The organism is Shewanella sp. Sh95 (assembly GCF_001308045.1).
GTDB lineage: Bacteria > Pseudomonadota > Gammaproteobacteria > Enterobacterales > Shewanellaceae > Shewanella > Shewanella xiamenensis.
The window spans coordinates 52,359-76,567 of record NZ_LGYY01000186.1; the positions used below are offsets into that span (position 1 = coordinate 52,359).

At 46.9% G+C, this 24,209-nt stretch carries 21 protein-coding genes and 1 pseudogene; 12 read left to right on the top strand and 10 right to left on the bottom strand.

Annotated elements, in window-relative coordinates; all coding sequences use genetic code 11:
* Nucleotides 1-425: 425 nt before the first annotated feature.
* Together rpmE and AEA42_RS13925 are read right to left on the bottom strand one after the other, a co-directional pair.
* On the bottom strand, nucleotides 426-638 hold the full coding sequence (gene rpmE / locus AEA42_RS13920; protein WP_037422397.1) for a 50S ribosomal protein L31: 213 nt from the start codon (nucleotides 636-638) through the stop codon (nucleotides 426-428).
* Nucleotides 639-817: 179 nt separating this feature from the next.
* On the bottom strand, nucleotides 818-1,879 hold the full coding sequence (locus tag AEA42_RS13925; RefSeq protein ID WP_055648043.1) for a FimV/HubP family polar landmark protein: 1,062 nt from the start codon (nucleotides 1,877-1,879) through the stop codon (nucleotides 818-820).
* A 104-nt stretch (nucleotides 1,880-1,983) separates the two neighbouring features.
* On the opposite strand from AEA42_RS13925, the gene priA reads away from it, so the two are divergent.
* The 4 genes from priA to AEA42_RS13945 all read left to right on the top strand — a co-directional run bounded on the left by priA (nucleotide 1,984) and on the right by AEA42_RS13945 (nucleotide 7,544).
* Entirely contained in the window at nucleotides 1,984-4,197 is a 2,214-nt protein-coding gene (priA, locus tag AEA42_RS13930; protein WP_055648044.1) for a primosomal protein N', read from the top strand.
* 111 nt (nucleotides 4,198-4,308) lie between these two features.
* Nucleotides 4,309-6,054 (top strand): arginine--tRNA ligase, encoded by a 1,746-nt coding sequence (argS, locus tag AEA42_RS13935; RefSeq protein ID WP_055648045.1) that lies wholly within the window; start codon nucleotides 4,309-4,311, stop codon nucleotides 6,052-6,054.
* A 3-nt stretch (nucleotides 6,055-6,057) separates the two neighbouring features.
* Nucleotides 6,058-6,753 (top strand): SPOR domain-containing protein, encoded by a 696-nt coding sequence (locus AEA42_RS13940; RefSeq protein WP_037422384.1) that lies wholly within the window; start codon nucleotides 6,058-6,060, stop codon nucleotides 6,751-6,753.
* Between the two features lie 566 nt (nucleotides 6,754-7,319).
* Nucleotides 7,320-7,544, top strand: a complete 225-nt coding sequence (locus tag AEA42_RS13945; RefSeq protein WP_023266915.1) for a hypothetical protein — start codon at nucleotides 7,320-7,322, stop codon at nucleotides 7,542-7,544.
* A 218-nt stretch (nucleotides 7,545-7,762) separates the two neighbouring features.
* On the opposite strand, the gene AEA42_RS13950 is transcribed toward AEA42_RS13945, so the two are convergent.
* The 3 genes from AEA42_RS13950 to AEA42_RS13960 are packed head-to-tail and all read right to left on the bottom strand — an operon-like array spanning nucleotide 7,763 to nucleotide 10,112.
* Nucleotides 7,763-8,695 (bottom strand): stomatin-like protein, encoded by a 933-nt coding sequence (locus AEA42_RS13950; RefSeq protein WP_037422379.1) that lies wholly within the window; start codon nucleotides 8,693-8,695, stop codon nucleotides 7,763-7,765.
* A complete protein-coding gene (locus AEA42_RS13955) occupies nucleotides 8,695-9,630 on the bottom strand; it encodes a slipin family protein (RefSeq protein ID WP_037422376.1) in 936 nt (311 codons plus the stop codon). The genes AEA42_RS13950 and AEA42_RS13955 overlap by 1 nt, the downstream gene beginning before the upstream one ends.
* A gap of 11 nt (nucleotides 9,631-9,641) precedes the next feature.
* Nucleotides 9,642-10,112, bottom strand: coding sequence for an NfeD family protein (locus AEA42_RS13960; protein ID WP_055648046.1), 471 nt, complete (start codon nucleotides 10,110-10,112; stop codon nucleotides 9,642-9,644).
* Nucleotides 10,113-10,600: 488 nt separating this feature from the next.
* Here AEA42_RS13960 and AEA42_RS13965 point away from each other — a divergent pair, with 488 nt between their 5' ends.
* Nucleotides 10,601-11,353 carry an outer membrane protein OmpK gene (locus AEA42_RS13965; RefSeq protein ID WP_055648047.1) on the top strand — a complete coding sequence of 251 codons (753 nt, stop codon included), beginning with the start codon at nucleotides 10,601-10,603 and terminating at the stop codon, nucleotides 11,351-11,353.
* Between the two features lie 108 nt (nucleotides 11,354-11,461).
* Here AEA42_RS13965 and udp read toward each other — a convergent pair whose 3' ends face one another.
* Nucleotides 11,462-12,220 carry a uridine phosphorylase gene (udp, locus tag AEA42_RS13970; RefSeq protein WP_037422367.1) on the bottom strand — a complete coding sequence of 253 codons (759 nt, stop codon included), beginning with the start codon at nucleotides 12,218-12,220 and terminating at the stop codon, nucleotides 11,462-11,464.
* A gap of 413 nt (nucleotides 12,221-12,633) precedes the next feature.
* On the opposite strand from udp, the gene AEA42_RS13975 reads away from it, so the two are divergent.
* Entirely contained in the window at nucleotides 12,634-12,846 is a 213-nt protein-coding gene (locus AEA42_RS13975; protein ID WP_037428200.1) for a DUF465 domain-containing protein, read from the top strand.
* A gap of 62 nt (nucleotides 12,847-12,908) precedes the next feature.
* Here the strand turns inward: AEA42_RS13975 and AEA42_RS13980 are convergent, their stop codons facing one another.
* Together AEA42_RS13980 and AEA42_RS13985 are read right to left on the bottom strand one after the other, a co-directional pair.
* Nucleotides 12,909-14,084: a type III PLP-dependent enzyme gene (locus AEA42_RS13980; protein WP_037428201.1), complete on the bottom strand. Its 1,176-nt coding sequence runs from the start codon at nucleotides 14,082-14,084 to the stop codon at nucleotides 12,909-12,911.
* Nucleotides 14,085-14,502: 418 nt separating this feature from the next.
* A complete protein-coding gene (locus AEA42_RS13985; RefSeq protein WP_037422362.1) occupies nucleotides 14,503-14,985 on the bottom strand; it encodes a hypothetical protein in 483 nt (160 codons plus the stop codon).
* Between the two features lie 236 nt (nucleotides 14,986-15,221).
* On the opposite strand from AEA42_RS13985, the gene AEA42_RS13990 reads away from it, so the two are divergent.
* The gene (locus AEA42_RS13990; protein ID WP_055648048.1) at nucleotides 15,222-16,760 is read left to right on the top strand and encodes a tetratricopeptide repeat protein; all 1,539 of its coding nucleotides are present in this window, start codon (nucleotides 15,222-15,224) and stop codon (nucleotides 16,758-16,760) included.
* Nucleotides 16,761-16,824: 64 nt separating this feature from the next.
* Here AEA42_RS13990 and AEA42_RS13995 read toward each other — a convergent pair whose 3' ends face one another.
* A complete protein-coding gene (locus tag AEA42_RS13995; RefSeq protein ID WP_231640397.1) occupies nucleotides 16,825-17,448 on the bottom strand; it encodes a LysR family transcriptional regulator substrate-binding protein in 624 nt (207 codons plus the stop codon).
* Between the two features lie 105 nt (nucleotides 17,449-17,553).
* Nucleotides 17,554-17,646: pseudogene (locus AEA42_RS23105) on the bottom strand (LysR family transcriptional regulator); the annotation flags it as partial.
* Nucleotides 17,647-17,822: 176 nt separating this feature from the next.
* Here AEA42_RS23105 and AEA42_RS14000 point away from each other — a divergent pair.
* From AEA42_RS14000 to AEA42_RS14020, 5 genes are all read left to right on the top strand, one after another.
* Nucleotides 17,823-18,554, top strand: coding sequence for an SDR family oxidoreductase (locus AEA42_RS14000; RefSeq protein WP_055648049.1), 732 nt, complete (start codon nucleotides 17,823-17,825; stop codon nucleotides 18,552-18,554).
* Between the two features lie 493 nt (nucleotides 18,555-19,047).
* Nucleotides 19,048-19,377, top strand: a complete 330-nt coding sequence (locus AEA42_RS14005; RefSeq protein WP_011718452.1) for a c-type cytochrome — start codon at nucleotides 19,048-19,050, stop codon at nucleotides 19,375-19,377.
* Between the two features lie 178 nt (nucleotides 19,378-19,555).
* Nucleotides 19,556-21,286, top strand: coding sequence for a DUF3373 domain-containing protein (locus AEA42_RS14010; protein WP_055648050.1), 1,731 nt, complete (start codon nucleotides 19,556-19,558; stop codon nucleotides 21,284-21,286).
* Between the two features lie 47 nt (nucleotides 21,287-21,333).
* The gene (locus AEA42_RS14015; protein WP_055648051.1) at nucleotides 21,334-22,722 is read left to right on the top strand and encodes a tetrathionate reductase family octaheme c-type cytochrome; all 1,389 of its coding nucleotides are present in this window, start codon (nucleotides 21,334-21,336) and stop codon (nucleotides 22,720-22,722) included.
* Between the two features lie 271 nt (nucleotides 22,723-22,993).
* Entirely contained in the window at nucleotides 22,994-24,154 is a 1,161-nt protein-coding gene (locus AEA42_RS14020; protein ID WP_055648052.1) for a putative sulfate/molybdate transporter, read from the top strand.
* Nucleotides 24,155-24,209: the final 55 nt, after the last annotated feature.

Here is a 24,209-nt window from a genome sequence, read left to right on the forward strand (position 1 = left end):
TGGCAGGTCGGGGTAAGATACGCCAATTAGGTCACATTTTAAATAAGATCTTGAGAAATTTCGCCTTTACGGCTGAATTGTCGCCCTAAGCTAAGTTTTACAAACTTATCTTAGTCGATAACGGATGATTACCTGTTTAATTTTGTAGAAAACAAACGAAAATATGCAATAAAACAAGGGCAAAACTGTAGTCAAACCTAAAAAATGTTGACTAAATTACAATAAAGACACTAACTAGCATTATCTTATCGTTAATTACTATAAATAAGTCGATTTTGCGCAATTTCAACAGGAAGAAAGTGATAGTGGTGTTTTTTTAATTGAAGTCGGACCAGAAAGGCTAAAAAGTAGCGATTACGTGCCAGCTAACGACAAAAAGCAAAAAGGCGCCAGAGGCGCCTTCGAGAGAAATATTGCTAACGCAATTATTTCTTGCCAAGCATACCAAAACGCTTGTTGAACTTGTCGATACGACCGCCGGTATCAACAATTTTTTGTGTACCTGTGTAGAATGGGTGACATGCACCACAAACGTCTAAATGCAGGTCTTTACCAGCAGTAGAGTTTACTTTGATTACGTTGCCACAAGTACAGTTTGCAGTGATTACTGCATATTCTGGGTGGATACCTGGTTTCATTGGGGTTACCTCAAAAGTAAGGCCATGTCGCTCTTCCAACCCGAAGTCGGACACCACATGCAGTTAATAACGGATATGTTAGGGCGCAGGATATTACAGTATCACCTAAGCGGATACAAGTAGATTATCTGAGCATTTTAACGATAATCCACTTGTTTACTGCCCATCTGTCTCAGCTTTTATTGGCCGGCTTCCCTATCTTCGAAACTCGCCTTAGCGCCCTGTGCATTGGGATAACGCGCGAGTATCTCAGCCGATGGACAAGTTAAAATGGCATCTTTCTTTAAGGCATTGATACGATTTTTAGCAAATGCTTTAGGATTAGCGTCATGAATCGCCAACATCGCACCATATACACTGACTTGCCACTCAAGGGCATAGCGATTGGCAATCCGCCATAGGGTCTCGTTGTGATAATCCAACATACACTCACCCGAGCTTGTTGCATTGGCATTTGTCGAGCTAGCAATCTTAGTCACTTCGGCTGTCTTAGCTTCAGACACATCAATCCCATTTATACTCTTATCAGCTTTTGCCATATCTGCGTTTGCAGATGAGACTTGGGCAGCAGATGGTTCGGTCGATGGCTTAGCGATAGAAGGTTCTGTAGACAAACTCGAAGCTGAGGATGCTTTCGCGTCAGGCTTATCCTCTGGGAAGGTAAATCCAGAAGCGCGGGGCGCAGCAACGTTTGCCGTCACAGCCGCCACAATAACGGGCGCAACATCTGCTTCAGCGGTGACTAAATTCACCTCTTGCACAACCTTAGTTGATTTAACTGTGGTTTTGTCACTTTTAGCAGAGCTTGCCGCCAACTGACTAGTTTCGGCTTTGGCTGCTTTGCTTGATTTAACAACAGCTATTTTTGCTTGCGATACTGAAGACGTCGCAGAGGAAGTATTATCAAACAGCGGCAGATTTTTCACTTCATACCAGCGATCGACTCGATATTCACGAACTAACAAGCGTGCCTTAGGATCAGTGACATCCTCAACGCCCGTCAGCAATATCAAAAAACGATTAAGCTGCTCAGCCATCAGCTTTTCTTCACCGCTGGACTGATGCAACACAAACTCAAGCCGCGTCATATCCTGATTATCACTGATCACATTCACGCGCATTTTGGGATAGGCGCCCAATTCAAACATCCGATTGTTGATGCTGACATGGGAAACCTGTGCCTGCACAGCAGCACTACACACTAAGGCAAAGAGTCCTAATGATTTCGCTATTTTAGTCATTTACTTACTCTCAACTATCCTTGGATAAACTGTCATTAGGACTAGCCCTTGCTAGCCGCGCTGAGTACACTAAACCTCATTTCCCTTTTAGACTCGCCCAGCATATGTCACTGTTTGTTGAAGTTGCGTTACCTGTGCCTATGCGGCAAAACTTTACTTATCGCGTAAAGACAAACGAGCAAAGCGATGATAGCCCCCAAGCCAAGCCACAAATTGGCGTTCGGGTCAAAGTCCCCTTTGGACGACAACAACTTATTGGGCTCGTTACCGCGATTACCGACAGTTGCGATCTGGCGCCAACGCAACTGAAATCCGTTATAGAGTTTATTGATGACACGCCCTTATTGCCAGAATCGCTCTATAAATTAACCCTATGGGCAGCCCGATACTACTTTTGCAGCCAAGGCCAAATGCTCACCCAAGCATTACCTGTAGCACTGCGCAAGGGCCTAGATGCCGCGCCACAAAAAATCCAGTACTGGCACATCACAGAGCTAGGCAGCAATATTGCGCCAGAAACCTTAAAACGCGCGCCCGCTCAAAAAAAATTACTCGAACAGCTAAAACAAACCAGTCTCACCCAGGAAGAAGTCATCAGCCTAGCGCTGAACAAGACCGCGCTCAAAACCTTAGAAGATAAAGGCTGGATTGCCCGCCACGAAAAACTCGCCGAGCTCAATCTCGATTGGCGCAGCCAACTCGAGCTCGATGAAACGCCCCACAGGCTAAATAAAGAGCAAGCAATTGCCGTAACGGTATTAACGCAGCAACAAGGATATCACTGTACTCTGCTCGAGGGCATTACCGGTTCGGGTAAAACAGAAGTCTATTTAGCCTTGCTCGAACATATCCTTAAACAAGGTAAACAAGCACTTATTCTAGTGCCTGAAATTGGCCTCACGCCGCAAACCATCAATCGCTTTAAACGCCGATTTAAGGTGAATGTTGCCGTGCTGCACTCAGGTTTAACCGACAATCAGCGCCTCGAAGCCTGGCGACAAGCTCGCTGTGGCCAAGCGGCCATCATCATTGGTACTCGCTCCGCATTGTTTACGCCGATGGCATTTCCCGGTGTAATCATCCTCGACGAAGAACACGACAGCAGCTTTAAACAGCAAGAAGGCGTTGGTTATCATGCGCGCGACTTAGCGGTAATGCGTGGGCATTTAGAATCAATCCCAGTGATTTTAGGATCAGCAACGCCTTCCTTAGAAAGCCTGCAAAATGCGCTCAGTGGTCGTTATCATCATCTGCAACTCGGTGAGCGGGCTGGCAATGCTAAAAAAGTACGCCAAGGTATTATCGATATTAAAAACCTGCCCCTCAAGGCGGGCATGTCGGCACCACTTATCAACGAGATCCGCAGCCATTTAGAAGCCGGAAATCAGGTATTACTATTTTTAAACCGCCGCGGCTTTGCGCCAGCGCTGCTCTGCCATGAATGTGGCCACTTACATGAATGCGACCGCTGCGATGCATTTTTTACCGTGCATCAATCCCTTGGGGAAATTCGCTGCCACCACTGCGGTAATCAATATGCCATTCCAAGGCAATGCCATAATTGCGGCAGTACCATGTTGATGGGCCAAGGTATTGGTACCGAGCAGCTCGCCGAAGCACTGCAATTGGAGTTTCCAAAATATCCAGTGGTGCGTATCGATCGCGATACCACCCGCCTTAAAGGTTCGCTAGAAAACCATTTAAGTGCGATTCATAAGGGCGAATATAAAATCTTGGTTGGCACCCAAATGCTGGCCAAAGGGCACCACTTCCCTGATGTTACCTTAGTGGGCTTACTCGATGTCGATGGTGCGCTATTTAGCGCCGACTTTAGGGCGCCAGAGCGCTTCGGCCAGCTTTATACCCAAGTGGCGGGCCGCGCTGGGCGGGCCAATAAACCCGGTACAGTGCTTCTGCAAACTCACCAGAGTGATAACCCGATCCTTAGGGATTTACTCCACCGCGGTTATGGCGAATTTGCCCGCAGTCAATTAAAAGAACGGCAAATGGCGCTCTTGCCACCCGCTTGGCATATGGTACTGGTGCGCGCCGAGGCGCATTCTGCCTTAGATGCTGACAATTTTCTTAATGCGTTTGCATCCTTGCTGCCCCAAGATAAAGAGTTTGAGATTATCGGCCCAATGCCCGCGCCACTCGATCGAAAGGCCGGTAAGTTCCGCCGCCAGTTGATGTTTCAAGCCAAACATAGACATAGATTACAGCAGGAGTTTGAGCGTATTTATCCGCTTGTGGAACAACTGCCCGAAGCCAAACGCTGCCGCTGGAGCCTAGATAGGGATCCGCAGGATCTGTTGTGATTCAATAATTTGATAAAAAATCATCGGGAAGATAGCAATTAGTCACCACAAACGGCTAAAATACGCGGTTATTCCCTGTATTCACTCTTAAAGTTAGTAGCTAATTAACCCATGAAATCACATATCCAATCATTACTTGACCAAACCATCGAATCCTTTAAACAACAAGGTATTTTACCTGCGGATTTTGAGGCCCGAATTCAAGTAGATCGAACCAAGGATAAGAGCCATGGCGACTTGGCAACCAACGTAGCCATGATGCTAACCAAGGCAACGGGTAAAAATCCGCGTGAATTAGCACAGCTGATCATCGACAACCTTCCCGCCTCCGCCTATGTGGCAAAAGTTGAAATCGCAGGCCCAGGTTTTATCAACTTCTTCATCGATGACAGCGCACTGGCTAACCAATTACAAGCCGCGATTGGCGATGCGCATTTAGGGATCAAATTACCCGCACCACAAACTGTTGTGGTGGATTATTCATCACCAAACCTCGCCAAAGAGATGCACGTAGGTCACCTGCGTTCAACCATCATCGGCGATAGCGTGGTGCGCACCCTCGAGTTTTTAGGTCACAAAGTGATCCGTCAAAACCACGTGGGCGACTGGGGCACCCAATTTGGTATGTTGCTGGCTTACATGGAAGAATTACGTGCAGCCAATGGCGAACAAGCCCAATTAGAGTTATCGGATCTCGAAACCTTCTACCGCGCCGCCAAACTGCGTTTCGACGAATCGGCTGAGTTCGCGACCCGCGCCCGTCAGCTCGTGGTTGCACTGCAATCCGGTGATGAGTACTGCAACAAACTGTGGCGCGAATTTAACGATATTTCGCTAAGCCACTGCCACGAAGTATACGAGCGTTTAGGGGTGAGTTTAACCCGCGCCGACGTGCACGGTGAAAGCGCCTACAACGCCGATTTAGAGCAAGTTGTTAAAGATTTAGATGCCCAAGGTTTATTGACTGAAAGTAACGGCGCCAAAGTGGTCTTCCAAGAGGCCTTCCGCACAAAAGAAGGCGAACCACTGCCGGTTATCATTCAAAAAGCCGATGGTGGTTACCTGTACGCCACAACCGACTTAGCCGCGATGCGTTACCGCTCAAGTGTACTCAAAGCCGACCGCGTGCTGTACTTTGTTGATTTACGCCAAGCACTGCACTTCCAGCAAGTGTTTAGCCTTGCCAAACTGGCCAAGTTTGTCCGCGAGGATATGTCACTCGAGCACTTAGGCTTTGGTACTATGAATGGCGAAGATGGTCGTCCGTTCAAGACCCGTACTGGTGGCGTGGTGAAATTAGTTGATCTGCTCGACGAAGCCAACAGCCGCGCGCTGGAATTAGTTCGCAGTAAGAATCCAGATATGGATGAAGCGACACTTGCAGAGATTGCCCGCGTAGTTGGGATCAGCGCGGTGAAATATGCTGATCTATCGAAAAACCGTACCAGCGATTACATCTTCAGCTTCGAGCAAATGCTGAGCTTTGAAGGCAATACCGCGCCTTACCTGTTATACGCTTACACCCGTGTCGCTGGCATTTTTAAGCGTGCGACCGATGTTGACTTAAGCCAAGCCAAAATCGTACTCGACCACGAAAAAGAGAAAGATCTAGGCAACAAACTAGCGCAGTTTGGTGAAATCCTAAGCCGTGTTATCGACAAAGGCCAACCACATGTGCTCTGCGGTTACCTCTATGAATTAGCAGGGGCTTTCTCTAGTTTCTATGAGGCCTGCCCAGTGCTTGCAGCCGATAACGACGAGCAAAAACACAGTCGTTTACTGCTGTCACAACTGACGGCGAGCACTCTGCAAAAAGGCCTAAATCTACTAGGTATCGAAACCCTAGAACGGATGTAAGCCATGAGCAATCGTGACTATGCCAACAGAAGACCGCAATCGGGCGCAAAACCGCGCCCGATCCGCGCGACACGCGCAAGGCCTGCGGCTAAAAAGGCCCCGCCTAGCCGTAAACTTCCTATTCCTTTGATCCTGTTTGCCTTTATTGCTGTAGGCAGTTTTGGCTATTTTCTGTGGAGCATTAAAGACACGGCCAAGCAGGAAGCGCCTGTAGAAGTCAAAACAGAAAAAGAAGTGAAGGCAAAAGAACCCGCTGCAACGCTAACGCCAAAGGTTAAAGAGGTTGAGCGCCAAGAAGTCGCCGTCGCCGCTCCGGTAGAGGAACAGCCGGTAGTTGAAGTGCCGAAGAAAGATCCGAATGCCTTGCCGCCTAAACCCAAGGAAGAATGGACCTATCTGGACGAGCTTGAGAATAAACACGTCGAAGTGGATATTCCTGATGTCGTGGCAACGCGTGCTCCACAGCAATATCAATTGCAGTGCGCCTCATTCCGTCAGGAGTCGCAGGCGAACCAGATGAAGGCCGTGATTGCATTCCAAGGATTAGAAGCGCAGGTCAGACAAATTGAGGGCACCTCAGGCACTTGGTACAAAGTCATCCTCGGGCCTTATGAGCGCAAACGTGATGCCGAGCGTAAGCGTCACACCTTGCAAAATGCAGGGATCAATGGCTGCCAACTCTTAGCCATTCCTAAGTAATCCTACTCGGAAATGGGTCTCTGAATCGCGGCGCGTGAGCCATCACGCGCCGCGATTTTTTATCTTCTTGCCAACTGAAGTCCGCTTCCAACCACCCTCTTCCGCCTCGTTTTAAACATTGAGCTAATACCAATCGTATTAAATATCTGTTCATTCAGCGGGAGTTAAACGGGCTTTAGACAAGGCGAAGGCTTGAAGGCATAGTGGCGCTCTGTCGAAAGCCTTAAACGCAGTATAAAGCACGTTCAACCCCGCCCTTCGGGAGCCTCACAGGCATCTCACTCCCGTGTTACATTGACTTAAAAGGGAATAACCATTTCTTCGTCAATGCGCCTTGGATTGAGATGCCTGTGAGGCTCTGAACTGATTAGATATTTAATGTGATTGGTATAAGTCACAATTTCATTTTATGGAATTTATAACCACCTATTTTTACACAATAAATTTGTTTATTAAGAAAGATTAATATGGCGTTTAATTGACCTAGATCAAACTTAGGCGTATCTCTTAATAAACAGCAAAACCTGTTGTCTACTCTCCAAAAACCAACCTCAGGGTGAAGTATTATGAATGCATTAATCGAGATCGAAGCCTCTGAATTTAGCCAACTGTTCAAAAGTGGTGACGCCTTAAGTATCCGGATGTTTATGGAGCATGTTCACATGCCTTTAGATGTGCAGGATAAGATTTACAACGAAATTTCCGCCTTAGCAGTACTTGAACAAGACACTATCGCGCGGCTTATCGAAACCCATTCCCACTCTGAAATCTCTGAACGTTTGGCCTATTAACGCGCTTAGTCTTAATACAATGTAACGCCAACGGATGGCTTCATTGAATTCCCCCTGTACCGCGTCAATTAGATGCATTCGTCCGAAACATTTTCAACCAATCATCCTTGTCACTCCTATGCAAAACCGCAAAAAATAAGGCCAAATATCACTATTTGGCCTTAGGTTTATTGGTGCTTAAGCTTATGAATATTTAAGCAACTGCATGGTTTAGTGTCTTAAGCTTTCTCTTTTAAGCCTATGCTATTCATCCAGTAATCGAAATCGACCATATTACCGGGCAACACAATACGGCTAGACTTTTGGCTTAACCCATCAAGCTGCTTGAAGTACTGCTCACCGAGTTGCATACGCAGTGCGTTATGGCCACCAGGAGCGGCAATCACTGTTGCTAAACGTTCAATCGATTCCGCCGTGGCACGCGACAGCGTTAAAATCTCCTCCGCTTTACCTTCGGCCTCGTTGATACGACGCTGCATTTCCCCCTCAGAACGGTTAATCGTTTCCGCTTTAATCCCTTCGGAACGATTGATCTTACTCTGCTTATCACCCTCACTCTTTGCCAGTAATGCACGGCGCTCACGCTCGGCATTCACTTGCATTTCCATGGCGTTTTTCACCGTCTCGGGCGGCGTAATGTTTTTAATCTCATAACGATGCACGCGGATCCCCCACATGGCGCCTGCTTGGTCGAGCACTTCCACTACCTTAGCGGAAATCACATCCCTCTCTTCGAAGGTGCGATCGAGATCTAAGGTGCCGATCACTGAGCGCGTGGTGGTCTGTGCCAGCTGGATAGCCGCATAACGATAGTCGGTGATGCCGTAGCTTGCCTTCACAGGATCGGTAACAGAGATATAAATCACCCCATCGACTTCCACATTCACCTCATCGCTCGAGAAACACTCCTGTGGTGGCACGTCGATAGTCTCTTCTTTTAAGTCATGGATATAAGCCACTTTATCGACAAATGGGATCAGGGTGTGGAAACCCGCATCTAACGTCGAGTGGTACTTACCTAAACGCTCAACGATATAGGCCGATTTAGTCGGGACTAAGCGAATGGATTGGAACAGCTTAATCACAAATATGGCGAAAATCAGTCCCCAAATAACCATTACTGCGACATCAGTATTCAATGGGATTTCCATTAGCGAGCTCCTTTGCTAGTTGCATTATGGCCAGCCACGGTTTGGGTGACTTGTTCCATTCCTTCGAAGAATCCTTCGAGTTTTGCCATTTCAGCCGGGACGACCGACACTTGCGAATCGTTGAGGATCTTACCAACCTGAGCAATAAACTGCTCTTTTAACAACATATTCATCGCATCGGTACCGCCATTAACCGCTAACGCTTGGGAAATCATTGCCATGCCTTCGGACTTTGCCTTAGCAATAATGGCAATCTCTTGGCCTGTACCCTTAGCTTCGTTGATACGCTTCTGTTTTTGGCCTTCAGAAATGTTAATCGCTTCTTGGCGTTCACCCTCTGACATATTGATCATCGCAGCCTTTTCAGCATTGGCTAGGGTAATTTCAGCGCGTTTACGGCGCTCAGCTTCCATTTGTTTTTCAAGGGTATGGATCACGTGGCGCGATGGCGTGATATTGCGGATCTCATAACGTAACACTTTGATCCCCCAAGGCTCAGACGCCTTATCAATCTCGCGCACTATGGATTCGTTTAAGCGGTCACGCTCGGAAAAGGTTTCACTCAAAGTGAGCTTACCGATTTCAGAACGCATCGTAGTTTGCGCCAGATTGACGGCAGCTTTACGATAGTTTTCAATACCGTAGCTCGCTAGTTTTCCATCCATAACCTTGAGATACACTAAACCATCCACTTCAAGCTGAGTGTTATCCTTGGAGATACAGCTTTGTGGCGGCACGTCGAGCACTTGCTCACGGGTATCGTGGCGATAGGCCACACGGTCGAAAAAGGGAATTAAGAAATGAAATCCCGGTTGTAACACAGTGCGAAATTTCCCTAAACGCTCAATGACATGCACCTCACGCATTGGCACTATTAGCATGAGCTTATAGAGAATAAACAAGACAAATAAAATGATTAAGGTAAACACAAACATAGACTCATCCTTTAGTTTTGAGACGTTGCCTGATGAACAGGCTCAACCACTAGGGCAATGTTTTCACGGCAGATAATCCTGACCTCAGAGCCCGCAGCAATGACACTACCATCCCCCAATGCGGGCCATTCGCTCCCTTGAAACTCGACTCTTCCTGTCGATTGTCCTGGGCCTATGGTTTGTTTCACTCGAGCGATTTGATTGTAGATATCAAGTTCTTCATCGGTGTTGTCCACATGGGAATCCCCACCGACCAATTTTTGTGTGACTTGCCGAAAGGCAAGCAATAGGACAATGGCCGACATAAACCACAGTGTCAGACTTTGAACTAAGCCTTCCACTAGGCCAATACCTAAGGCACCTGCGACCACTAAACAGGCGGCACCAAGAAGCACAACTATACCTCCGGGTATCACCAGTTCCGCTAGCATCAAGATAATCCCGATAATAGACCAGATGACAATCAGATTCGAAAACTCCATATTTCCCCCTGAAATGAGAGCATCCAGTGCAGCACTATAGCAGCAGAACAACAGACGCGCGACATAATATGTCATAAATTTATACGCCGATTTTTAAACGACAGCAAGGGAAATAACTGAAGCTGACTAATAGGCTGAATCGCTTTATAGGGAAAACGCTATGGGTTTCTGTTCTAAAATTAAGCACAATCAATTCAAAAAGTTAGCTTAAAACATCAACAAACAAGAATGAAAACAATAAATAATCATACAAAATCAATAAATTAAGCAAACACAAACCCACAATATGATTATGTGATTTTCACAACAACATTCGATAAAAACTTTGAATAATTGTAAATTTTTGCATATATTGCCCGCACTTTTGACCTAGCTCTCTGTCGGGGGTCGACTCAAGACACAACACCTGAGTCGCTTTGCCATACAGTGCACAGAGCAGGAACTGAGTACAACCTTATTAACCTCTACCCCTACAACAGGAAATAACAATGAAAAAGACATGCCTATGTCTAGCATTAATGCTTTCACCTCAAGCATTTGCTGGTGACTTAGTACAGTGGTGGGATTTCAGTGCAACCGCCCTTTATGGCGAAGACTACGACTTGGCTCCTTCGGACAAGCAAACGACAGTCACACTCGAAACCGCTGGTGCATGGAAATACGGTGATTGGTTTGCCTTCCAAGATTTTATCTATTTCAAAGGCGACCACACGGGCATGGATAGCACCACCTACGGAGAGATTTCACCGCGCTTTAGCGCGAGTAAAATCCTCGGCGAAAAGATTGCCTTCGGCCCAATTACCGATCTTTCATTAGCCCTCACCTACGAAGAAGGTGAAGGCCCTGTGCATAGCTTGCTCTATGGCTTAGGGGTCGATGTTGCCGTGCCTTACTTTACTTACCTTAACTTCAACACCTATCGTCGCGATGCGATGAGCTCAGGCAACATCAGTGATGGTTGGCAGTTCACCCCAGTATTCAGAATCGATATCCCTGTAGGGTCTGCTAACATCATTCTCGATGGCTTTATCGATTGGGTATTTGCAACAGACAACAGTGGTTATGAAGAGAACTTCCACTTTAACCCTCAGCTTAAATACGATTTAGGTAAGAGCCTATTTGGTGACCATAAGGCAAATAAACTGCTGGTAGGTATTGAGTACGATCTGTGGACCAATAAATACGGCGTGAAAGGTATCGACCAAGACACTTACTCTGTGATTGCTCAGTACCACTTCTAACAGTGACTGGCAAAAGTCAAAGTTACTTTTGAAAATTAAAAAGGTGCCCAAGGCACCTTTTTTGTTATTGAGCCACTCGCTTTGCAGGGGAGTGATATTGAACCAAGATTACGCGAGTAACTTCTTAGCCGCTGCAACCACGATAGAAACCGCACTGACTTCGGTTTTCTTCATTGTTGCTTCATCAGGAATTTCTTGTTGAGTACGGTTTACGATCACACCCGCCACACAGGCAGCGCGCCAACCTTGAGTCGCACACATAGTAAATAGGGTGGCTGATTCCATTTCATAGTTCAGCACGCCCATTTCTTGCCACTCTTTCATTGAACCAGCAAAACGGCGGGTCACACGGCCAGTGACAGTGTCGTAACGCTCTTGACCTGGATAGAAGGTATCTGAAGATGCGGTAACACCAATATGTGGCTCTACGCCCGCATCGCGGCACGCAGCAACCATAGCTGTGGTACATTCAAAGTTAGCCACTGCTGGGAACTCCATTGGTGCAAAATGTAAGCTCGCGCCATCTAAACGCACTGACGCTTGAGTCACAATCACATCACCCACATTCACATGGGGTTGAATCGCACCTGTAGTACCAACACGTAAGAAGGTATTCACGCCTAATTGCGCTAACTCTTCTACCGCAATCGATGTTGATGGACCACCGATACCGGTAGAACAAATCACCACTGGCTTACCGTCAGCATACGCTAAGTAGCTGGTGTACTCGCGGTGGCTTGCAAGAAACGTTGGATTATCCATTAACTCAGCAATACGTTTTACACGCTCAGGATCGCCTGGCACAATCGCCAACGTAGCGCCATCGAGCATCGCTTTGGTCAAACCTAAATGAAATACATCAGCCATCGTGAAAACCCCTTTCATTTTTGATAGTAAAATTCTTATATAATCGACTTTAACCTAGTATCGAAGCGGTGAAGGTTAACTTGATCACAGAATTATCGGCAAGAAGAATTGTTCATCCGTAATGTAATTACCAAATCTATTACAGCTTGATCACAAAGATAGCAAATCTGTGATGCTTCTGTGAGCTTGTATCAATTACGTGGAATAAAGTGTGAGTCAGATCTGACTCAATCGCCACATCAAGCAATATAAAAGATATAGATCATTGATTTATAGCTGATTTGCTGAAATCACGCTTTAGTATTAACCTGTAGAAGGACAAATATTGATCCATATCACGTTTATTCATTATGCCTAAGGTTAGGGTTAAGACGAGACCAAAGCACAGTAGAAAGACGACAAGGAGAACGCCAATGTTTCCAGAGTACCGAGATCTGATTACCACCTTAAAGACCCAAGATGCTCATTTTCAACGTAAATTCAACGAGCACAATCAATTAGATGAGGAAATCAAACAACTGGAAAAACGTGTCGGTAGTGATTTCAATCCCGCAGTGAAAGAGCTCAAGAGCAAAAAACTCCACTTAAAAGAAGAGATCTATCAAATTCTCAAATCCCACAGCTAAGCTGCTATCACGGGAAAAACTAAGGGCGCCGCAGCGCCCTTTTTGTTGCTATCTAAGACCGATTACAAATAGTAATCCTTCAGGGGTGGGAAGCCATTAAAACACACCGCTGAATAAGTCGTGGTGTAAGCACCGGCGGTTAACCAGTACATACGGTCTCCAATCGCTAGGTCATTCGGTAAACCATAGCTGTAGTGCTCATACATAATGTCGGCGCTGTCGCAGGTTGGGCCAGCAATCACACACTTATCCAGCTCACCCTGTTTATGGGTGAAGATTGGGAATTTAATTGCCTCATCCATGGTTTCGATTAAACCAGAGAACTTACCCACATCGGTAAATACCCAACGCTCTAATGCGGTGTAGGATTTCTTACTGATCAACACCACCTCAGACACCAGCACCCCAGCGTTAGAGATCAGCGAACGACCCGGCTCCAAAATAATTTGGGGAAGATCATCACCAAAATCTTCCTTCAGGAAGTGAGTGATTTGCTCAGCATAGACACCGAGTTGATTGGTTTTGTCGATATAATTCGCAGGGAAACCGCCCCCCATGTTGATCATCTTCAATACAATATTGTGCTCATCGCGCAAACGATCGAAGATACTTTTCACTTTACCAATCGCCGAATCCCAAGCACCGATATCACGCTGCTGTGATCCCACGTGGAATGAAATACCGTAGGGTTCTAAGCCGAGTTCCTTCGCCAACACTAACAGCTCATAAGCCATCTCATTTTGGCAACCAAACTTACGAGACAGTGGCCAATCGGCGGTGTCTGTGCCTTCGGTCAGGATACGCACATAGATGCGTGAACCTGGTGCTTCTTCGGCGATCATACGTAAGTCAGCTTCAGAATCCGATGCATACATACGCACGCCACGCTCATAAAAAGCACGTACATCTTGGCGCTTTTTAATGGTATTGCCATAGCTAACACGGTCAGCTGTAACGCCGACATTCATAACCATATCTAGCTCATAAATCGAGGCAATATCAAAGTTTGACCCTTTATTTTTTAGTAATGTCAGGATCTCAGCCGCTGGGTTTGCCTTAACTGCATAATAAACATTGGCATAAGGAAAACTATTAACCATGTCATCGTATTGTTTCGCAATGATACTGGTATCAATCACTACGAACGGGGTCGCTTTATCCTTCGCAAACTCTTCAATACGTTTGAAGGTTTGAGCATCATAATAGTCAGCAACATCAATAGATTGAAATTGGCTCATTGGGCCAGAGTCTCCTTTGGGTCAGATGATAAAAAGTCGTTATGTGTCTTAAAAACGTGCGCAGTAAACGCTATTTTTTTAGTTAACGCAACGAATTTTTATGCTTAATAACTAACTTTTTATTCCAACAAATATTAAGCCGAGTTGGACCTAAAAAAACTATTTTTAAAACAAATAATTATGCATAAGAGTTCAGCAAAGAATCTTAAGCTTTATTAACGCTAAAAATGAATTTTTTAAGATGGCAGCCCGCTTTAGCTAAGGGCAGATTATCAGGGAGAAAACGATAGGATGAACCTTAAGTTCCACGGCGTAGTAATACCGAGCGAGAAAACACATCTGTAGTGTTATATAAGGATTAGTCAGATATAAAAGAGGGGAAATCTCTCCCCCTCAGATAGGGCGTAGTCCTACGACTTTACTGCTGTGACTCATTTAATTTGACTAAGGCTTGGCCTAGGGCTTCGCTGGAGTCAAAGTAAGCAATATCTTGAATATTGAGATTATCCAATAAAATCATGGTTGCCATATCTTTGGTATCGGGCAATAGGCGGCTAATCTGCCCTTCCCTGTCTAAACCAATGGCAAAAGGCAGTTCCTGCATTTGTGGTACAGCCACAAATTTGGCTATCAGCGATGGCATACCACTGATATCAGCCACATAAACTAAATGCGCAGGAAACTTATCCCCCGTTAAAGGCGTTAGAGTTTCTTTAATGATATCGCCACCTTTCATGCTACGACTAAAGAGCACTACTTTGGTTTGTTCGGTAACACTGACCGCCTTATCATTTTGATCTTGCAATGAAATAGGACTTATCGCGTCTCCCGCTACATAACTTGTAGCCAACGCCATCATGGGAGTGAAAAGGAAGGACAGGCACAACAACAGCTTTCTCATAAACACTTAGCTCCATTTTAGATACGGGCAATAGCATACCCGAGTCTGGTAACCCGCTCATTTAATCCGAGCTATTACATGATACGCTTCACAATGCATCACGAATACGTCTTTAAAAGACGTCCACTCACATGGGATATATCAGACTTAGCGACCTAACTTCAAACACTACACTTGCAATTTTAGTCTGTTACAAGTTTACTGTGCTGCCAAAATATCGATAGTGACGGAATACTATGTTGTTGATACTTATCATTATAGCCTTTATCGTACTCTTTGTTTTTTTCGCAAAGTACCAAAAAAAGAAGATTCAAGCCGAAGCGCTTACCGCAGGGGAACCCTCAGCGCTACTCAATCATGGACTCACATTAATCAATCAGGGCGAAGTCAACTCAGGCCTAGACTATATTCAGCAAGCCGTTGATAAGGGCTTTGCCGTGGCCGCCATTGCCATGGCCGAGCTGTATTCGGGTCGATTCCAACAAGTCCCCGCCGATCCCAAGGCATCTGAATATTGGTATCGAAAAGCCGCCGAGATCGATCCGCAATATTTACCCATGCTCACCCTAACTAGCTTGGTCGCCACAGAGGCACAAACACCCGAGCAGTTACGCGAACAGGTAGAACAGCTCAAAACCAGTGCAGAAGCGGGGCAAGTCGAGTTTCAATATGAGCTCGCCTATTTGTATCTCAGACAACCCTTTCTCGATCCCGATGCAAGCCAAGCCATTTACTGGTTTGAAAAAGCCATCGCCCAAGGAAACCAAGATGCCTATTACCACTTAGGTACACTCTACTGGCACGATGAACGTGTCACTTCTGACTATGTTAAAGCGCGGGAATACTTTGAGAAAGCCGTCGCCGCCGGTGATGAACTCGCAAAAGATAACCTAGGCCATATGCTTGCCGCAGGCCAAGGCGGCCCTAAGGATCTCGTCCGTGCCGAAGCCCTACTCAGCGAATATGCCGTAGAAAATGATTTTCGTCAGTATTACCTAGGTAAACGTTTCCTCTATGGTGAAGATTTTGCCGTCGACTATGGTAAGGCTCGCTATTGGTTAGAAAAATCCTGCGCCGCTGACAATGTTTTTGCCAAGTTAGCGCTGGCACACCTTAAACTACTCGACCCACAAACGGATAATGACTACCAGCAGGCAAGAACAGAATTCGAGACGCTAGCGTCCCAGTGGCAAGAGGAAGCACTATTCGGCCTAGGTAAAATCTATGAAGAAGGCTTAGGTGTCTCGCGCCAACCGATTAAAGCCTTAATGTATTACCAACTCGCAGCGATGAGCCATATCAGGGACTATCAAGACGCATATGAGAAGCTCAGTAAGCGCTTAGGAACCTTAGAGATCCGCGAAGCCCAAAGCCTGTGTAATAACTTTCTACATCAACATCCTATCCCCAATGAGCAGCAGGCTTATTACTACCTTAACCAAGCAGAAATCTACCGCAAGGGTGAGCATCCGAGCCGCGAAGCGCTGCAAACCGCAGAGACTTGGTACCGTAAAGCTGCCGACTTGGGCAGCCAAGATGGTATGCAAGCCCTCGTTGATATCAACCGCCATGAGTCGATTGATAAACCGGTTCAGACATATATTTGGTCGAGCATATTACTGCGCAACTTTGGCAAATACGGGATGAATAGCGATCAGCTTTTGTATCAACAACAAGTCCTGCCGCGCTTAACAGAGTCCGAGTTGTTGTATGCCCAAGATGAAATCGAGAGGATTGAAACTCAGCTAGCACCTTACTTACAGAGTAATGAATAAGGATTAAATTGCTGATTACTAGGGTTTAGCCGTTTGGCCAAACCCTATTATTAAAAACCACGGCTTAAGCCGTGGTTTTGCTCAAATGCCGCAGCAATGTTGCCAACGTAGGCGCAACGGTTTGATGGGATGGATAACACAAACCAATACGGCGAAACATCCGAGGCCCATCGAATTTAATCTGTTTAAGCCGAGGCTCGTCTTCGATTAATCCATCGGGAAGAAAACTCACCCCAAATCCCGCCAATACCAGCGACATCACTAAAGACTTAGATTCTGCCTTCGCCACCAAATTAAGCGACAAATTACTGCATGCGAGTAAGCCTATGGTTTGCTGATGCGCTTCGCAGGGTGGGCACTCAATAAAATCGTACTGACTTAACTCTTCGGGACGAATACTGCTGAGCTGCGCAAGCGGATGCTCAGTCGGCACGCATAGCACATAATCCTCCTCCCAAAGCGGAAAAAACACTTCATCCTCATGGCGTAAACTGTCTAAAGTTAATCGGCAATCCGCAGGGCTTTGATAATCCAGCAGTTCTAAATCTAAATGACTAATCGCCTGATTGATTTGAGTTAATAATCCTGCAAGACGACGCTGACTCAGATCGGGCATCACGGCTAAGCGCAACTTTTGCCGACTCGCCTTAGCCATAAATAGAGCAGGTAATTTACTGGCCTCCTCCACCAACTTAACCGCCAGTGGATAAAGATAGTGAGCACTGTCTAAGGCCTTTACGCCCTTTTTACTGCGCTCGAATAAGGCACCGCCAAGCTCTTCCTCTAACTGTTTAAGCCCAGCGGAAAGCGAGGGTTGACTGACATAACAACGTGTTGCCGCCGCGGTAATATTGTTTTCTTCATAAATTGCGATAAAAACCTTAATAGGCGTAAATCAACCATTTGCCTTCACCAGTCTGCCCAGCATATGTCATAGGCAAATCCTATCATATCCAGTGGGAATAAGTATTTTCCAGCCTAAAAATCCCCTTCTATACTGATGAACAAGCTAGATATTGCTCAATTAACCACATTCTTCGCAGATAAAGATAGGAAACTCAAATGACAAAGCCCACTAAATCCCTCGTTGTGATCACAGGCGCTTCATCTGGTATTGGCGCAGCTATCGCTAAAAGTTTTAGTGCTGCCGGACACCCACTCTTACTGTTAGCGCGCCGAGTCGAGGCAATGCAAGCCCTTGCTTTACCAAACAGTTTATCTATCAGTGTTGATGTAACCGATGCAGACGCTATCAAGGCGGCGATTAATCAAGCGGAAGCACAGTTTGGCTCTGTGGGTTGCCTAATCAACAACGCAGGCGTCATGTTGCTTGGGCAAATCGATACCCAAGATCCTAACGAGTGGAGCCGTATGCTCAATATCAATGTAATGGGCGTGCTCAATGGTATCCATGCAGTTTTAGCCGGAATGAAGGCGCGCAAAACGGGCACCATTATCAACATCAGCTCAGTGGCGGGACGTAAGACCTTCCCCAACCATGCGGCTTATTGCGCGACTAAATTTGCCGTGCATGCCTTAACCGAAAACATCCGCGAAGAAGTGGCAATGGACGATGTACGCCTAATCACTATTGCACCGGGAGCGGTCGAGACAGAACTCTTAAGCCACACCACGGATGATGCTATCAAAGCGGGTTACCATGATTGGAAAACACAAATGGGCGGGGTGATTGCCCCCGAAAACGTTGCCGCAGCAGCATTATTTGCTTGGCAACAACCGCAAAATGTGTGTGTGCGTGAGATAGTGTTAGCGCCAACACGCCAGCAACCTTAAGCGACTTACTTGGCGCGACCTCGCCAGAATCATGGGTGAAACGCAGTGTGCGAGTGCCGCTGCGTTAAAAAATTTAAAACTCAGTCAAGCGTTATCAACACCTAGTAGGCAAAATCTCCCCCTCCATAAAGCGAAAATGGAGCTAAATCATTTCGAACAACTACTTTAGATATTGCAAATTTTACAAAGTGTTAACTCGATCACTATCCATTTTCAGACCTTTACAACCTTAAATCCACTCTATTACACAAAACACTAATTTAGCTGTAAAAACAACCTGTTGTTTTTGAAAATGTAAATATCTGTCAAAGTCACTCCCTCATCAGTCAATTAGATTTTTATCAATGAAATTTTTATCAATTAGATTTTTTTAATGGAAGTGATATACCTCAAATAAACATCCCATCACCTTTGATAAATTTATTCACAAGGTGGAAGCAATAGCCACATTCCACCAACAAAGTCATGTGAATGACAATTAAGAAAGGATGAGATGATGAAAACTTCAACTAAGATCGCAATTGCCGTCGCACTAATTAGCAGCTTAGGCCTCCAAGCCTATGCCGCCGAAGGGGGTAATCCTAAAAAAGGGAAACACCTCTATAAAAAAGAATGTAAAGCCTGCCATAGCCAAGGTGGTGAAGGTGGCGAGCTAACCCCAATGAGCAAAACCATGAGCCAATGGGATCGCTTCTTCGACAAAGATAAACACAAACTCAAACCTGAGGTATTCAACGGCCTCACCGAGCAAGATCTCAAAGATATACAGCAATTCCTGTATGACCATGCCGCCGACTCGGAGCAACCGCAAACCTGCGGTTAATTGCTGCTAAGCCTAAATCAAAGGGATAACCGCAGGCCTGCAACTGCAAGTTAACCCATTGAAATAAAATCCAAGCCCAATAAGAGAAAAATGGGGAGCACACCTCAGGGCCTCCTGTTGGGTAAATTTGGCACAGAGCCTTGAGCCAGTGCCAGCGGAACACTCAGGGAGAAACCCTATGCGTACACGTACACTCATTTCGATATTGGTTGCTAATGCGCTGTTTATGTCCGGCCAAACCTTTGCCGCAGCCAACGAAACGCCAGCCGACACCCAAAAAATGGCCGAGCTGAAACAACAGCTTGCCGATATCACCGAACAGCTCGATGAACTCAATAGCCGCGTCGATAAAACCGAACGCCACACCTCGTTAGACCGCCTTGAAATCACCGGCGACTTTAGAACCAAGGCCCACTCACTGCATTACCGCGATGTTGTTTGGAACCCCGCCATTAAGGTGGACTTTAATGACTTTGGCGCCAAGGCCATGTCCGGCGCCTTTGGGATGCCAAACGATCCTAACTCACCACTCGGCCAGATGATGCAAGCCAACCCAGACCTTGCCGCCGCCTTTCAAAATGGCATGTTACAGGGCGTGATGCCCTATGTACTCGCGCAGCAACATATCCAAGATATTGATAACGATATCTTTTACACCACTCGCCTGCGGTTAAATCTTAAGGCCAAGGTATGGGATAACGTCAGCTTTGCCGGTCGTCTGAGCATGTACAAAAACTGGGGCGACTCCACCGGCGTACAAGTGTTCGACTCTTGGCGCTCATTCACAATGGATGGCACCAGCAGCGGCAATACCAGTGGTGACTGGCTGCGGGTCGAGCGCGCCTATTTCGACTGGAAAAACATCAACGGCTCCGAGTTTTACCTCTCCATTGGCCGCCGCCCATCCACCTATGGCCCACCAAGCCACTACCGTGAAAACGAACTGCGTGGCGGCACGCCTTCAGGCCATTTAGTTAACTTTAACTTCGACGGTGCCACCTTAGGCTACAACCTAGGGGAAATCACTGGCGTTGAGGGGCAAGTGGTTCGCTTCTGTTATGGCCAAGGCTTTGAATCCCAATGGGGTAATGGCGAAATGTTTGGCGATATCGTTACCAAAGATACTCACCTCGGCGGCTTTAATATCGATGCCATTAACGATGGCACTAACTTCCTGCAATTTACCCTGTTTGGTGCCAAAGACGTGAACGACGGCTTTAAAGGCACAATGGCCTTCCCGACCCAACTGGCGGGGATTTTTGCCCCCACCATGTACCAGGATATGCAAAAGTTTGACAACTTTAACTTTGTCACCCGAGTACAACCTAGCGGCGTCATTGGTGATATGTACCTTGGCGGCATTGGCTTTGCGCGGGAAGAAGCTAACGATATCAAATGGTTTGCGTCACTGGGTTGGACGCGCGCAGAGCCAAATGGCAATGCCGGCATGTTCGGCGGCATGTTATCCGATGCGGTGTTTGAAGCGGAACTCAACAGCACTGGGACCGAAATCATCATGGTGCCGAAAACCAGCGATGATACCGAGACCAAAGATGGTTATGGCATCTATGTGGGTATTCAAATCCCCGCGCCCTACGGCAAGTTTGGCTTGGAATATAACTATGGTTCCGAATACTGGACGCCCTTCACCCAAGCTCAAGATGACCCTATTGGCAGCAAGTTAGCCACCCGTGGCCACGTTGGCGAAGCCTATTACATCTTTGATATCAATCCCAAGATGTTTATCAAACTGGCCGGACTCTACTACGACTACGAATACACAGGTAGCGGCACGCCTGTGGGCGCACCACAAAAAATCGATGACGTGTTAGCGGGCTCAGCCTACTCAATGCTGCCTGTGGTAGATAAGGCCTTCGATGTGAACGCCTCACTGACTATTAACTTCTAACCTAGACGCCATTCAGCCCTCGGTATCGCCGAGGGCAGGAGTACAGAATGAAAAAACTCATTGTTATTGCCTTGGCGGGTATAGCGTTGCAAGCGCAGGCCGCTAATCCCCATAAAGACGTCCTTAAAGGCCCCTTCGCAACCGGTTCTGAGGTCACGACTAAGTGTTTAACCTGCCACGAAGAACAAGCCACAGATATGATGAAAACCTCCCACTGGACATGGGAATTAGAACAAAAGCTCCCCGATAGAACCGTATTACGCGGTAAGAAAAACAGTATCAATAACTTCTGTGTGTCAATTTCCAGCAACGAGCCTCGCTGCACTAGCTGTCACGCAGGCTATGGCTGGAAGGACAACACTTTTGACTTTAAAGACAAAACTAAAGTGGACTGTCTTGTCTGCCACGACACCACAGGTACCTATGTGAAAGACCCCGCTGGTGCAGGCGAGCCTATGGCTAAACTCGATCTGGTGAAGATCGCGCAAAACGTGGGTGAACCCGTGCGGGATAACTGCGGTAGCTGCCATTTCTATGGTGGCGGTGGTGATGCGGTCAAGCACGGGGATCTCGACTCTTCTATGGCCTATCCCGATAAAGCCACCGATGTGCACATGGACAGCGACGGCAATAACTTCCAATGCCAAAACTGTCATACCACTGAAAAACATAAAATTTCGGGTAATGCTATGGGGGTATCTCCAGGTGGTATCGACCATATAGGTTGTGAGAACTGCCACGATAGCGCGCCGCACAGCAACAAAAAGCTCAATACCCATACCGCAACCGTGGCCTGCCAAACCTGCCATATTCCATTCTTCGCTAAGAATGAGCCAACCAAGATGCACTGGGATTGGTCAACTGCGGGCGATGATAAACCTGAGACCGTAGATCAATACGGCAAACACACCTATCAGAAGAAAAAGGGTGACTTTGTGTGGGAAAAAATGGTCAAGCCACAGTACGCTTGGTACAACGGCACGGCTAACGCTTATATGGCGGGGGACAAGATGGACCCGAAAGTCGTCACCAAGCTGACCTACCCTATGGGCGACATTAACGACGCTAAAGCCAAGATTTATCCCTTTAAGGTACATACAGGTAAGCAGATTTACGACAAAAAACTCAATATCTTTATCACCCCGAAAACCTACGGCAAAGGCGGATATTGGAGCGAGTTTGATTGGAATTTAGCGGCGAAACTGGGCATGGAGGTTAACACCACCATGATTGAAAAAGGCATCAAATACAGTGGTGAATATGACTTTGCTGCCACCGAAATGTGGTGGCGGATCAACCACATGGTCTCACCAAAAGAACAAGCACTTAATTGTAATGACTGCCACAACAAAGGCACTCGCCTCGATTGGCAAGCCTTGGGCTATCAAGGCGACCCGATGAAAAACAAACAAGGCCCTAAACACAAACAACAATAATTGTACTGACTCGCTGAAAGCCTATCCGAGGCTAAAGCGATTATCGCTCCCCTGCAACCTTCGAGAGCTGATGCCGTTGGCTAAGCTCTCTTTTTTATCAGCTATACTCTGCCAACAAAGACAAATCGGCACAGAGAAAAAACAATACTGTCCCAGTTTGTCTCAACCAATTGGCGTGGAAAGGAGTTTGGCTCTGTTTATAAGTCAAATCAACTGATTTTTATGGCATTTATTTTGCCTAAGCAGGCAATGTTCAATTGTGGCAACCTCTATGACCGCGGGCAAAACCCCAACACAGCACCCCACTCAACCGCTCAACCGTTTACTCGGTGAAACCAGCGGTGCATTCGCCGACCTAGGCACATTTTTACCTTTAGTCTTGGGCTTAATTGCCCTAAACCAATTTTCGCCCCAAGGGATATTTTTAGGCTTTGGCCTATTCGCCATCTTAAGCGCCTTATTTTATCGCCGTCCGATCCCCGTCCAGCCCATGAAGGTCATCGCCGCCCTTGTGATCGCCCAAGGCTTAACGCCAGGGATGCTCCAAGCCAGTGCCATGCTGATGGGTATCATACTGTTAATGTTAGCGTTTAGTGGCGCCATCACTTGGCTTGCCAAGCAATTATCCCAAGCAGTGAGTGTGGGGATTCAATTAGCGATTGGTCTGCAATTGATGTGGATGGGCACTAAGATGATGAGTGACTTTTGGTTGCTCGGACTCGGCGCGTTTGCCTTGCTGTTTGTGAGTAAATTCTTACCATTGCGTTACCTTGCCATGCCACTCGTTATCGCAGCTGGGATGTTGTGGCAAGCCAACAGCCAAACCGAAATAACTAGCAGCCTGACGATTCCCGCCTTAAGCGCCTCACTGCATTTAGCTTGGCCTAGCCTTAACGAGTGGAGTTCAGCAGCAATTTTACTGGTACTGCCACAGCTCGCCCTCACCTTAACCAATGCAGTGATAGCCACCTCGGCCATGGCGCAGGAAAAATTCCCCGAAGATGCCGCCAAACTCACGCCTAAAAACTTGGCCATTAGCTCTGGGCTGGCCAATTTGTTACTCGCGCCTTTTGGGGCGGCGGCCATGTGCCATGGCGCGGGAGGCCTTGCGGTGCAGTATCACTTTGGCGCGCGCACTCACCTCGCGCCATTAATCTTCGGTGGTACTTGTGTGGTGATTGCCCTGTTTTGGGATAGCCAAATTGCGTGGTTGCTCGGACTTATTCCTGTGGCGATTCTCGGCAGTTTGCTGTCCATCGGCGGTTTACAACTGGCGTGGTCAAAACGCCTAATCGATGGTAAGCCCTTCTGTATCTTTGTGATCTTATCTACCGCTGTGACCTGCCTAGCCATTAACGCCGCGGCAGGGCTTGCCGTGGGGATTCTTCTCGAGCAAGGTCGCCGCACTTGGGCCATGCTCGCGATGCGTTAAGCGCCAATATCCCCAAGAAAGTAAAAAACACAGCACATCCCTGTGCTGTGTTTTT

Coding starts and splice junctions, on each gene's coding strand:
- rpmE (WP_037422397.1), bottom strand. CDS start 638: ATGAAACCAGGTATCCACCCAGAATATGCAGTAATCACTGCAAACTGT.
- AEA42_RS13925 (WP_055648043.1), bottom strand. CDS start 1,879: ATGACTAAAATAGCGAAATCATTAGGACTCTTTGCCTTAGTGTGTAGT.
- priA (WP_055648044.1), top strand. CDS start 1,984: ATGTCACTGTTTGTTGAAGTTGCGTTACCTGTGCCTATGCGGCAAAAC.
- argS (WP_055648045.1), top strand. CDS start 4,309: ATGAAATCACATATCCAATCATTACTTGACCAAACCATCGAATCCTTT.
- AEA42_RS13940 (WP_037422384.1), top strand. CDS start 6,058: ATGAGCAATCGTGACTATGCCAACAGAAGACCGCAATCGGGCGCAAAA.
- AEA42_RS13945 (WP_023266915.1), top strand. CDS start 7,320: ATGAATGCATTAATCGAGATCGAAGCCTCTGAATTTAGCCAACTGTTC.
- AEA42_RS13950 (WP_037422379.1), bottom strand. CDS start 8,695: ATGGAAATCCCATTGAATACTGATGTCGCAGTAATGGTTATTTGGGGA.
- AEA42_RS13955 (WP_037422376.1), bottom strand. CDS start 9,630: ATGTTTGTGTTTACCTTAATCATTTTATTTGTCTTGTTTATTCTCTAT.
- AEA42_RS13960 (WP_055648046.1), bottom strand. CDS start 10,112: ATGGAGTTTTCGAATCTGATTGTCATCTGGTCTATTATCGGGATTATC.
- AEA42_RS13965 (WP_055648047.1), top strand. CDS start 10,601: ATGAAAAAGACATGCCTATGTCTAGCATTAATGCTTTCACCTCAAGCA.
- udp (WP_037422367.1), bottom strand. CDS start 12,220: ATGGCTGATGTATTTCATTTAGGTTTGACCAAAGCGATGCTCGATGGC.
- AEA42_RS13975 (WP_037428200.1), top strand. CDS start 12,634: ATGTTTCCAGAGTACCGAGATCTGATTACCACCTTAAAGACCCAAGAT.
- AEA42_RS13980 (WP_037428201.1), bottom strand. CDS start 14,084: ATGAGCCAATTTCAATCTATTGATGTTGCTGACTATTATGATGCTCAA.
- AEA42_RS13985 (WP_037422362.1), bottom strand. CDS start 14,985: ATGAGAAAGCTGTTGTTGTGCCTGTCCTTCCTTTTCACTCCCATGATG.
- AEA42_RS13990 (WP_055648048.1), top strand. CDS start 15,222: ATGTTGTTGATACTTATCATTATAGCCTTTATCGTACTCTTTGTTTTT.
- AEA42_RS14000 (WP_055648049.1), top strand. CDS start 17,823: ATGACAAAGCCCACTAAATCCCTCGTTGTGATCACAGGCGCTTCATCT.
- AEA42_RS14005 (WP_011718452.1), top strand. CDS start 19,048: ATGATGAAAACTTCAACTAAGATCGCAATTGCCGTCGCACTAATTAGC.
- AEA42_RS14010 (WP_055648050.1), top strand. CDS start 19,556: ATGCGTACACGTACACTCATTTCGATATTGGTTGCTAATGCGCTGTTT.
- AEA42_RS14015 (WP_055648051.1), top strand. CDS start 21,334: ATGAAAAAACTCATTGTTATTGCCTTGGCGGGTATAGCGTTGCAAGCG.
- AEA42_RS14020 (WP_055648052.1), top strand. CDS start 22,994: ATGACCGCGGGCAAAACCCCAACACAGCACCCCACTCAACCGCTCAAC.